General features: G+C 40.1%; 8 protein-coding genes. 2 read left to right on the forward strand and 6 right to left on the reverse strand.

Annotation, left to right across the window (positions count from 1 at the left end):
• Nucleotides 1-30: 30 nt before the first annotated feature.
• Nucleotides 31-270, forward strand: coding sequence for an isoleucyl-tRNA synthetase (locus AB3G38_RS18720; RefSeq protein ID WP_367865315.1), 240 nt, complete (start codon nucleotides 31-33; stop codon nucleotides 268-270).
• An 80-nt stretch (nucleotides 271-350) separates the two neighbouring features.
• On the opposite strand, the gene AB3G38_RS18725 is transcribed toward AB3G38_RS18720, so the two are convergent.
• From AB3G38_RS18725 to AB3G38_RS18750, 6 genes are all read right to left on the reverse strand, one after another.
• Entirely contained in the window at nucleotides 351-1,457 is a 1,107-nt protein-coding gene (locus tag AB3G38_RS18725) for a C1 family peptidase (RefSeq protein WP_367865316.1), read from the reverse strand.
• 120 nt (nucleotides 1,458-1,577) lie between these two features.
• Nucleotides 1,578-3,422 carry an alkaline phosphatase gene (locus AB3G38_RS18730; RefSeq protein WP_367865317.1) on the reverse strand — a complete coding sequence of 615 codons (1,845 nt, stop codon included), beginning with the start codon at nucleotides 3,420-3,422 and terminating at the stop codon, nucleotides 1,578-1,580.
• A 14-nt stretch (nucleotides 3,423-3,436) separates the two neighbouring features.
• Nucleotides 3,437-4,960, reverse strand: coding sequence for a RagB/SusD family nutrient uptake outer membrane protein (locus AB3G38_RS18735; RefSeq protein ID WP_367865318.1), 1,524 nt, complete (start codon nucleotides 4,958-4,960; stop codon nucleotides 3,437-3,439).
• A 20-nt stretch (nucleotides 4,961-4,980) separates the two neighbouring features.
• Nucleotides 4,981-8,370: a SusC/RagA family TonB-linked outer membrane protein gene (locus AB3G38_RS18740; RefSeq protein ID WP_367865319.1), complete on the reverse strand. Its 3,390-nt coding sequence runs from the start codon at nucleotides 8,368-8,370 to the stop codon at nucleotides 4,981-4,983.
• 89 nt (nucleotides 8,371-8,459) lie between these two features.
• Nucleotides 8,460-9,419, reverse strand: a complete 960-nt coding sequence (locus AB3G38_RS18745; RefSeq protein WP_367865320.1) for a FecR family protein — start codon at nucleotides 9,417-9,419, stop codon at nucleotides 8,460-8,462.
• Nucleotides 9,420-9,487: 68 nt separating this feature from the next.
• Nucleotides 9,488-10,141 carry an RNA polymerase sigma factor gene (locus AB3G38_RS18750; RefSeq protein WP_367865321.1) on the reverse strand — a complete coding sequence of 218 codons (654 nt, stop codon included), beginning with the start codon at nucleotides 10,139-10,141 and terminating at the stop codon, nucleotides 9,488-9,490.
• A gap of 563 nt (nucleotides 10,142-10,704) precedes the next feature.
• On the opposite strand from AB3G38_RS18750, the gene AB3G38_RS18755 reads away from it, so the two are divergent.
• A complete protein-coding gene (locus AB3G38_RS18755; RefSeq protein WP_367865322.1) occupies nucleotides 10,705-12,057 on the forward strand; it encodes an aminopeptidase P family protein in 1,353 nt (450 codons plus the stop codon).
• The last annotated feature ends 90 nt before the right edge of the window (nucleotides 12,058-12,147 follow it).

The following is a 12,147-nucleotide window of genomic DNA, read 5'->3' on the forward strand; positions in this document are numbered from 1 at the left end:
CAACAAATCTCAGCGGTCATGATTAAAATAATGAAACTTCAGAAGGCAGTAATTGCCTTGATCCTAGCTATAATTGCCCTTGTCACTTACCTGATTCTGGGTGCGAATGAAGTTGAATGGAGTAAATATATATTGGAAGCCTCGGGATTGTTCCTGATGCTAAGCGCACTTCTTTTTCTTTATCCCATACTTTTTGCCAGAAAAGATAAAGAAGGCTGTGTAGAATTAGATCCGGAAGCACCAGTAGAAACTGCAAAAGCGGAAGATTAAAGAATTCAAATTCCGTTACCCAATAAAAAGCGGGTGTATCATATTAAAGATACACCCGCTTTTTATTATACAAGATCAGGTTATAAACCTAGTTTTTTCTTCAATTCTTTAGTCAACGCTGCTTTTGGCAGAACTAAACTCACCGTATTAATTGCAAAATAAGGTTCTGATACTTCCAGATATCCTTTGAAAGGGCCTACTTCACCCCATGAGTTTTTAACTTTAAAGAACGACTTCCCGTTTGCTGCTTGTTCTAAACCAATCAGGTGCATCAAATGGTCATCTTCTGTCGTTAAGTTTTCATATAATTGCTGGCGTAACTCCGGCGTATAAGCTTGTTCTTTAACCGTAGGGTTAATAACAGCTGCACCTGCATCGGCGGTATCTGCAAATAAAATTGCATAACCTTTTTTCTGCTGGAAGTTTCTGTTGCTTACATCGGCATCCCACATCACTGTATAACCGTCTTTTAAAGCTGTTTTAGTGAGTCCGACCATTTCTTCTAATGGCAGGTTATAAAAAGAACCGTTTGCAAAATTATCCGGGGCTTCTAAAATAAACTGTGAATAATAAGGATGGTGCGTAAATGAAGTCACACTTACATAATCATTGGCATCAAACTTCAACACGTCTTTAGCAAATGCTTTTGCAGTATAGTTCTTTCCTTTATAATCGAAATTAGCTGGTGGATTACCTAATTTCTCATTCAGGATTTTCTCAAAACCTTGTTGCCAGTCCGCTGCAACAGGACGTTTTTTAAGTACTTCGTCAAGGTATGTTTTGAGCGTATCCATTAAACCAGTGTGGTTAGGGATTTCACCGGTAACACCTTGAAAGGCTTCTTGTGGCATAGCACCATAAAGTGAAATACCGCGGATCAGGTCATGACCCAGGCCACCTTCACTGAACTGTGCTTTACCCTGGCGCAGTATATAGTTTTTTGCTTTTTCTACATAAATGTTGCGTGCGATGTACATTTCTGAGAGATTAAATTCACCGAGTCCTTTACGCAGACTTTCTGATTCTACTAAAGAGGTGGTAGAGTAATTCCAGCAGGTTCCTGTTTTGCCCTGGCTTTTAACAGCTGTAGCGGCATTATCTTTAACAGTTTTTAAAGGGTTTTGTTGAGCTTGTGCACATAAGCCAGCGCCAATTCCAATAGTAAACAGGAGAATTCTTTTTAACATATTAATTATAGGTTTTTGATTAATCTTTTTGTGGATGCTAAAATATGAAAAATCTTAAGCATAAAAGCGGCCGTATCATTTAAGATACAGCCGCCCTTTTCCAGTGGTCAATTGAACCTCTTACTTACCTGTAAACAATTTCATGATCTTTTTAAAAATCTCATTGTTTGGATATGTCCCTGTAAAATCTCCTGAATGAGGGCCATAAGCATAAACAGGAACCATAATATTCGTATGGTCATTCGTACTGAACTCTCCCTGAATCCTGCCTTCCGTTGCCGAAGCATCCAGTAAAGTTAATCCTCCCGTTTCATGGTCCGCGGTGATTAAAACCAGGGTTTCTCCATCCTGATCGGCAAAACGCAGCGCCTCAGCTACTGTTTTGTCAAAATCGTGCAGTTCAGTCACTACATATTTTAAATCATTAACATGGCCTCCATAATCAATCTGAGCACCCTCAGTCATAATAAAGAAACCCTTTTTATTAGCTGATAATAATTTGATAGTTTGTTTTAAAGACTGCGCAAGCATATCTCCTCTGCCATCCTTTACCGGACGGGTGGCAGAATCTGGTAATAAAACCAATTGCTTACCATTACTTTTCTGTTTGAAATCTGCTATCGATTTACTCAAAGTATAACCTTTAGCTTCCAGCTTCTTTATTAAATCAGCATCCGGATTTTGAAGGAAGCTCTTTTGATTAGAACCCACTAAAATATCTACATGACTTTCCAGGAAGTCCTTTGCTATCGCGTCATTGTACGAACGGTCTAACTGATGCGCATAAAATACAGCAGGAGTAGCGTCAGTGATATCGCCTGCACTGATAATCCCGCTTTTTAAACCATAACCAGCTAAAGTATCTGCCAGGTTTGTGCGTTTCTTGTCATCAGGGCCCATGCCGATATACCGGTTATTTGTTTTTTCACCCATAGCAATAGCCGATCCGCCAGCCGCAGAATCTGTATTTCCAGAATTAGAAGCTGCAGTCTGAGAGAAACCACTGTTGCGGATCATTGTGATATTCAGGTTGCCATGATTTGCAATCCAGCCCGCATGAATTTGCGCTAAACCCATTCCATCACCAATCAGTAAAATCACGTTTTTTACCTTTTTATCCGAGCCATCAGCTTGATAAGTTGGCTGATAAACAGGATAAGGAACAGGATTCGTATAAGTCAGTTTATCTTTCCTTAAATAAAAATCACGCAGCTTTTCAGGTGCATCTGTGTTAATCCAGTCTACTCCGAATTTTTCCAGTTCCAGCCAGGTATTCGGACTATCCTGCGTGTCCCAGAAGCGAAAAGGTTTATTTTGCTGATGTGCCGCATGAATTACTTTTAAAAGCTTATCCTGATCAATTTTCGTGGGTGTTCCTTTACCATTCCAAACCGTGTAATTCTTTAAATCATCACTGATCATTGCTACGCGCACCAATTGCTCTTTTGTATAAACTTTAGCCGGGCGGCCGTCAAAAGAAATTAAAGCAGGATAGTCTTTAAAGTTTTCAGGAGCCGGCATATCCCCGCTGATTACAATACTTACCGCATCGGGATTAACCGGCCTGTTTACCATATCCTGAAAAGGTTTTAATTCTTTCAGCAATTGCGGTAAAACATGCTGGTAATCTTCTTTGATATCAATCACCAGTTGTAATTTTAACTGATGATTTGCGTAAGGATGATTTCCGTTTTCTTTATACAGCCGGTATAAAGGCTGCAGGTATTGTTTCAAAAGTGTCGCTTCCGGCTTGATCTCTTTTAATTCATGAGCTACGAATAGCTGACCATCCTTCAGGAAAACATCGGCTTCAATAGAACCCATCCCTGCGTAATAAGCACGCAATAATGGGATATTTTGTTTGTAATCATTGTGGCTATGACCTGAATTAAATGATAATGGTGTCTGTGCAAGAACCGCCATTGAAAAGAAGGAAAAAGCAGCAGCGCAAAATAGTTTTTTCATAAGTTTAATTTTATTTACCAGCCGGCATTTTGTTTGATTACACCACCACTGTTGTCAATTTCTTTTTGTGGAACAGCCCATACATCATGTACCTGAGGGTTAAATTTTCTGGCAGGCCATACCGTTGCTCCGCTGAATCCATGTGCCGGTTGTGCATAAGCCGCCGCAGCATCACCCCAGCGTACCATATCACGGTGTCTGTCTGCCCATTCACCGGCAAGTTCATTGCGGCGTTCTCTTTTCAGATCTGCCAGTGTCATTCCGCTTGCAGCTGCAAGTTTTGCCCTTACCCTGATTCTATTTAACTCTGTATCACCGGCACCAGCACCACGCTGCATAATTGCCGCTTCTGCTTTGATCAATAATACCTCTGCAAAACGCAATAATGGGAGGTTTAAATCTGTTGTCGGGTGGTCACCGTTTGGACTGATATGTTTGCCTACCGGATCTGCAAAACTGAACGGATCCATATACTTTCTGAACTGGAAGCCGGATAAACTATTCACAGAAGCATAAACGTTGTCTGCCCCAAAGAACATAAAATGATCTCCTGGTTTTAAGATCGTTGCCTCACGGCGGATATCACCTGGCTGGTAAGAATCATATAATTCTTTGGTTGGAACATAATAGCCCCATCCATTGTATTTTCCCCAGCCTTTGTTTTCAAGCATTACGCCCGGAAGGATACTGCCCCAACCACCAGCGCCAGCAGGAGTAGAGACAGCCGACCAGATATATTCAGATCCCCAGTTATTTGATGCTTTAAATACATCTGCAAAATTTGGCATCAGGTCACGTTTACCAAAGTTGATGACAGAGTCGGCATATTTTTCTGCGTTGGGATAATCTTTTTTATACAAGAAAGCTTTGGATAATACTGCCCAGGCAGCCACTTTATGCGGACGACCGTAGTCTGCGGCACCCAGCTGATCAAAGTAAGGAAGATAATTTGCTGCCTGTTGTAATTCGCTGATCAGGTAATCATAGTTCAAATTTACATTGGCTGCTCTTGGCGTAGGATTCGGATCATCCATATTTGCCCTGGTTACAAGAGGTACGCCAGCTTTAGCATTCCCATAATTGGAAGCTAACTGGAAATACATATAACCACTTGTAAAATAGGCTTCACCAATTAATCTCTTTTTTAAAGCGGCATCCATATCAATTGAAGGCACATAACGAATCACATCATTTGCTCTTTTAATAGTTGCATATCTCATTTTCCATTGCCCTTCCGTGTAATCTCCACCAATATAAGCAGAGTTAAAGTCTCTTACGTTATCGCCCTGTGCTTTTACGCGTCCGGTAATCATGTCATCACTAGCATTGATGAACCAGAAGAAACCACGCCCGTAAAAGTTTTCATCATCGTAAAGGTCGTACATCGCATTGGCACCTTTCACCGCATCAGTACTGGTTTTCCAGAAGTTTCCTTTTGAAGGAGCACCTTCAGGCGTGATATCTAATTGTTTTTTACAAGAGCTGATCGTAACCATGGCTAAACCAGCTATTAATATGTGGAGTAAATTCTTTTTCATTTTTTGTTGATTAATACACGTTAAAAATTCAGACTTGCACCAAACAGGAATGTTCTGGCTTGTGGGTAACGGCCTACATCTACACCAAACTGATCCATTCCTACTTCAGGATCGAAACCAGAATATTTAGTAATTGTAAATAAGTTATTAGAAGTCACATAAAGACGCAGATTACTTATTTTAGCTGCTTTTAAAAGGGTTTTTGGAAAGGTATAACCTATTGTTGCACTTTTTAATCTTAAATAAGAACCACTTTCCAGATAGAAATCTGATGTGGTAGAGAAGTTTCCGTTCGCATCACTTGCTGATATACGCGGAAGGCTGCTTCCTGTATTGGTTGGACTCCATGCATCTAATACACCTTTCAGTAAGTTATAGTTCTGACCACTTCCTGCATTCAGTCCTGTATATTTTAAGGCATTAAATAACTTGTTCCCTTTTACACCTTGTGCAAATAAGTTCAGATCAAATCCTTTGTAACTGGCATTAAAGCTAAATCCGTAAGAGAAATCAGGATAAGCACTGCCTCTGAATACACGGTCATTGTTATCGATTTTACCATCATTATTGCTATCAACGAAACGGAAATCTCCTGCTTTTGCATTCGGTTGGATCATATTTCCACTTGCATTTTTATAGCCTTTAGCTTCAGCATCCGATTGGAAAATTCCTGCTGTCTGTACTACATAGTAAGAATATAAAGGCTCTCCAACTTGTAAAAGTACAGGAGTTAAAGTACCACGTACATTAAAATCTACCGCCTGACTTGTTAAACCTGCTGGTAAAGAAACCAGTTTATTATTCATTTTAGTAAAGGTTGCATTAATGCTGTACTGGAATGCTGCTTCTGGCTGATTGTTGTAATTCAGACCAACCTCAATGCCTTTATCTCTGGACAAACCGCCATTTTTCCATTGCCCATCCACACCTGTAGTGCCGGATAAGGGCTGGTAGATCAACATGTCTTTCGTATCCTTAATGAAATAATCAGCAACCAGGTTTAACCTGTTTTTAAAGATACCAAAGTCAAGACCAATATTGGTTTGTTTAGACTTTGCCCAGGTTAAATCAGGGTTAGACAACACATTCTCATAGTAACCTAAAAGCTGTGCTGGATTCTGGCCCATATAAATTGTAGTTTTAGAAAGCGTAGGGTTCACCGCCTGGCCGGTTACACTGGCAAGGTTGCCCAAAAGGCCATAACTACCTCTGATTTTTAAATTACTGATCCAGTCAACTTTATTCAGGAAGTCTTCTCTGTTAATTACCCATCCTGCGGATGCAGAGTAGTAATTAGCAAAACGATTTTGTGGTGCGACCAAAGAAGTCCCATCTCTTCTTCCGATCAGCGAAAGCAGATATTTGCTTTTGTAATCATAATTTGCACGGGCAAAGAAAGAGGTTAGTGTTTCACTGGATACATTACTTTCAGGTAAAAAAGGTTTAGTCGCATTCACCATGTAACGGTATTTTGGAGACTCATCATCAAAACCTTGTGCAAAAACAGACAGGTATTCGGAATGTGTGTTTTGGTAAGAGAAACCACCAATCACATTCAGGTGATGTGAACCGAAATACTTATCGTAAGTCAATACCTGTTCTGCTAACAGATCATTGCTGGTGTTGGAAGTTTGTGTGAGCTGATTAAAATCGAAAATCTTACCAATTTCAGGAACTTTAGTCTGGAAGGTTTTGGAGTTATTAATCCTTTTAGTGAAAGACAGGTTGGAACGGAATTTAAGTCCTTTTGCTAAATCAAGTTCTGCATAAGGGTTTGCTACAATGGTATTGACCGGGTTACTCACGTCCAGTCTTTTCAGATAGGCTACCGGGTTGATAATATCTCCGTAAGCACCTGCATAAGTTAAAGGTAAACCTGAAAATGCTCCAGTTGAAGTGTATGGTGCAACGTTTGAAGGATAGAATATGGCTGATATAATTGTCCCGGTATAGGCACTTTTTGTATTTGCACCATTGATGTTCGGTGCATTTGAGTTCGAGCCGTTTCCATTGGTATAATCATAGAATAAGTTTTCTCCTACTTTCATCCACGAATTGATCCGGTGTTCAGAGTTAATTCTGAAATTATAACGGTTTCCATAAGTGTTCAATAAAGTTCCTTCTGCTTTACGGTAATTAAAACTCAGATAAAAGCTTGATTTGTCGTTTCCGCCAGTGATACCCATGTTGTAGTCCTGGATCAATCCAGTTCTGAAAATTTCATCTACCCAGTCTGCACGTGTAATTTGTCCGTCAGGATATTTTACCGCATTAAAAGCATCTTTTCTTGGGATGCCTGCATTATCGGCGGCCAGATTTGAAACATCAGCAAATTCTTTTGCATTTAATGATTTCAGTTTTTTCCACGCGGTTTGTGTACCTGCTTTAGCATCAAAAGTGATGTTCAGTTTCTGATTTGCTCCTTTTTTAGTCGTGATCAGGATAACTCCTCCCGAAGCCCTTGCTCCATAAATAGCTGCCGCTCCGTCTTTCAGTACGGAAATAGATTCGATATCGTTTGGATTCAGGACTGGTGTCCCATAGAATAATGAACCGTCAATTACATATAAAGGGTTCTCTCCGTTAATTCCACCTTGTCCGCGGATATTTACTTTGGCATTGGCAGTAGGGTCTCCACTTTCAGTGACTACCACTACACCCGGAGCTTTTCCTTGTAAAATGCTGCCGATATCGTTTACTGATCTTGAATTTAATTTATCCAGTGATACTTCTGCTACTGCTCCGGAAACGGTAATTTTCTTCTGGGTACCGTAACCCACTACAACAACTTCGTTTAACTGAGAATTGTCTTCTGTTAAAATAATGTTGATGGTACTTTTTCCTTCGATTTTTACTTGTTGTGTTTTATAACCAATCATCGAAAAAATCAGCGTAGCTTCTTCAGGTGCCGAAATACTGAATTTTCCATCAGCATTTGTGGTGGTTCCTGAAGTTGTTCCTGATACTTTTACCGAAACACCTGGCATCGCTAATCCAGTGGAATCTTTTACTGTTCCGGAGACCTTACGGTCTGCTTTTTTTAAAGGTGCTGGTATTTTTTTGAGGATCACATAGTCTCCTTTTTCGAGGCATTCAAAGCCTAATTTATGTAAAACTATCTCTACTTTCTCTTGCTTAAAGGTTTCGTTTAAGGCTTGTTTGCTGATCGATAACTGATCCTGATTGTAAACAAAATGAAGACCTGTTTTCGCTTCTATTTCTTTCAGGATGGCGTGTTGAGATTTTTCTTTGGTGATCGTTAACGATACCAGGGCGCGGTCTAATTTCTGAGCCATTGTAACAGAAGCGAAGAGTGTTCCGCAAAATGTACAGATGACCGTGAAAATTAATAAAGAATACTTCATGGCTTTATAAATGGCTGTTAACCTCTTATAGGAGGGTGTTTTCATACTGTTAATTGATTGGCGTTAATTGAATGATTAATTTGAGGGGGGCTGTATTAGTGAACATTGCCGTTTAATGGGGTTGTATCAGTGTTTCATTGTTTATAGATTTTAAATGATTGATGAACTGGATTACTGTCATATTTAAGATTGTAAAGGCTGCAAATGATATTCAGGATCTCTTCTGGTTTTTGTTTGCTGTGAAAGGTTGCTGTACAGCCGAGATTCCCTAAGGAAGCTGGGTTCAGTTCGATTTTTATGGAGTAGATATATGCCAGTTGTTGCAATGCCTGATGCAGGTTTATCCCTTCAAACACTATCCTGGTGTCTGGAACGGGTGTCTGGCTGATGACGGCTGTTCCTTTGTTCTTGTCATAAGTGATTTGCTGACCTTTGATCAATGTGCCGAATACCTGGCTTTTATTTCCTACGGCTACTTTACCAGTGCTTACTGAAATATTAAGGGCATTGGAGGCTTTAAATGCACGGATAGTAAAGGAGGTACCGAGTACTTTTGTATAAATTTTTCCTGGTAACTGAACGTTAAAAGGGCGTTTCTCATCATGAGCGATTTTAAAAAATGCTTCTCCTTCTTCTAAAGTAATCTCTCTGATTGAAGTGGCAAATTTTGCTGGGTAGGATAGTCTGCTGGACGGGCTCAGCGTGATTTCTGAACCGTCAGTTAAGGTAATTATCTTTTTCTCGTTTACCTGGGTACTGGCCAGGAGCAGGGTTGTTTGTGCTTTTTGCTGCGGATGAGGTGCAATTTTCCACCAGGCTAAGCCTATGCTGCAAACAAGCAGGATTGAGGCTGCAATTTGAAGAAAGGAAGTGTTGCGGATGAATGCTGTTTTTGGTTCAGGTTTTTGCCGGATGTGTTGTTGCAGGGCAATCAGCATCTTTCGTTTTATAACAGCTTTCTGGTTTTGACTTAATGTTTTGCTTTTTCCTTCATAGGAATTATACCAGTTTTCAACCTGCTCAATTTCTTTGGGGGTCGCTTTAGCGTCTGAATATTTTTTCAGCAGATCTTCTGCAAGATTTTTGTCTTCCATCTACCAACCAGTCAGTTTAAGTAGCTATTGGTACCGGAAAATGGTGTTAAGGTTAGGTTACGTTTTTGTTAAAAGAAGAACAGGGTCAGATAGGCCAGTCTTTTCCTGATAATTTTTAGTGCTGCGGTGAGTTGGTTTTTAACAGTCTGTATGGAAAGGTTAAGTTCTGCTGAGATTTCATTGTTAGATTTTTCCTGTTTTCTGCTCATGGAAAAGATCTGACGCATGCGTTCTGGCAGTTCAGCTATTGCCTGATCAAGTTCTTGATGAATTTCTTTGACTGCCAGTTCATTGGTGGGGTGAAGGGGAGAGGTGTTACCGATCAGGGAGTAAAGGTCTTCTGTGTATTTTTCTTTGGTCAGGTTTGCTTTGAAATAATTGATGACACGGTATTTTACGGAGGTGAGCAGGTAGCAGGAGAGGGTTTCTCTGATTTCCAGGGTTTCACGCTTTTCCCACAAGGAGATGAAAATATCCTGGGTAATGTCCTGGGCAATATCTTCTGTACCAACACGTTTGTAAGCAGCGTCAAATACTTGTTCCCAGTGTTTTTTGTAAATGGTTTCCATTGCAGTTTGATCGCCTTGTTTTAAGGAAGTCATCAGATCCATTGGTTGTGATTTTTTCGCAAAGATATTCTGGGGGTGTTGTTTTAATGTTACGTTAAAAACAAGCATAGTATATTTTTGCCGGTAATCAGGAGTAGTGGGGCTTTGGTTCACATTATAAGCTGAGTGAAAATGTAAGGGTGGCTTTTAGTAAGTAGGTTTTTCATATAGTATAAAAAAAGCAACAGGCCATATTTCTGCCGACGTTCCTGAATTAGGAACAATGTCAGAAATATGGCCTGTTGCTTTTTTTATTCCTTAAGTTTTCAGTATTACCCTTTACATAATTAAAAAGACACCGTTTCATTTAAGTCAGTGTACTAATTGTGAAGGGTGTGGGTTGTTGGTTAGGAGGAGAAAAGTTTTGGTTTGCTTTGAGATGAGAGGTTTGGTTTCGTCAACTGTTCAAGGTTTATAATTGATCGGTGTTGAGAGGGGGTTGAAAGGGCCATTGGCCCTTTCAACCCCCTCTCAACACCGATCAGAAATACATTGTCTATACTGGAATTAGTTTACAGTATGTCTTATACTGAAATTACCTGACGTCATGCCTGTTAATGAATAGGATTTCGGAGTCGCTTTGACCGCTTTCAGAAGCTGTCAAAAACCAGATGTAACAGGCAGATAACGAAAGATTAACTTTTATTTGATAAATTTGATGTTATAAACAATCATATATGTTCGCTAAAGAAGTCTACCAGGAAAGAAGAAATAAGCTTAAATCAGAGATAGGAGAAGGAATTATCCTTTTGCATGGAAATGGGGAAAGTGGAATAAATTTCAGGGATAATACTTATCATTTTCGTCAGGATAGCTGTTTCCTTTATTTTACAGGAATCAGCCGTCCGGATTTATGCCTGGTCATTGATATTGATAACGATCAGGAGATTTTATTCGGGGATGAACTTACGGTAGATGATATTGTATGGACGGGGGCACTGGAAACTATAGAAGCTCAGGCGGAAAAGACGGGTATTGCTTTTACGAGAAAGAAAACAGAAGTTATAAATGCTTTGGCGGGTAACAGGAAAGTTCATTTCCTTCCGGTTTACAGAGCAGAAACTTCTTTAAAATTGATGGATTGGGGATTAACAGGTGAAGCTTCAGTACCTTTAATTAAAGCAATTGTAGCGCAACGCTCCATTAAGAGCGCGCAAGAGATACAGGAAATAGAAAAAGCAATTGCAATCAGTACTTTGATGCAGTTGAAGGCACAGGAAATTGCGCGTCCGGGGGTTACTGAAAATGCAGTTGCTGCACAGCTGCAGGCGGTAGCGATTGCGAATGGCGGCCAGCTTGCTTTCCCAAGCATCCTTACGGTAAATGGTGAAATTCTGCATAACCATGCAAGTAATACTGTTTTGAAGGATGGACAAATGGTTTTATGTGATTGTGGGGCAGAAAATGAGCTGTTTTATGCGGGAGATTTAACACGTACTTTTCCGGTAGGTAAAACTTTCACTCCATTACAACAGGATGTTTATCATATTGTTCTGAATGCACAGTTAAAAGCTATTGAAGCTCTTAGGCCCGGCGTGCTTTATAAGGATGTGCATTTATTGGCAAGTGAGCATTTAGTACGCGGGCTTACTGATTTAGGTTTGATGAAGGGCGATCCTGAACAGGCGGTTGCTGAAGGGGCACATACTTTGTTTTTTCAATGTGGTCTGGGCCATATGATGGGGCTTGATGTGCATGATATGGAGAATCTGGGAGAAGAGTATATTGGCTATACAGCTGAATTGAAAAAGAGTAAAGAGTTTGGGTTAAAGTCATTGCGTTTAGGTAAGGCTCTTGAACCGGGTTTTGTAGTCACCGTTGAACCAGGATTATATTTTATACCGGTATTAATAGATTCATGGGCTGCGGAAAATAAGCATGCTCAATTTATTAATTATGAAAAAGTGAAGCAGTTCAGGGATTTTGGCGGAATAAGGATTGAGGATGATTTCCTGATTACAGCAACGGGAAACCGTCTTTTAGGCCCCCCGCTGATCAAAACTGTGGAAGAGTTGCACGCTAACCGATAGGAGCCAGGATTGCCGGTCCGGGCTGTTATCTGATCCTGATATTGTACCTGAAATAAAAGAAGATCAGTCTATTGATTTGTTCAAAGCAAT

This window comes from Pedobacter sp. WC2423, assembly GCF_040822065.1.
GTDB lineage: Bacteria > Bacteroidota > Bacteroidia > Sphingobacteriales > Sphingobacteriaceae > Pedobacter.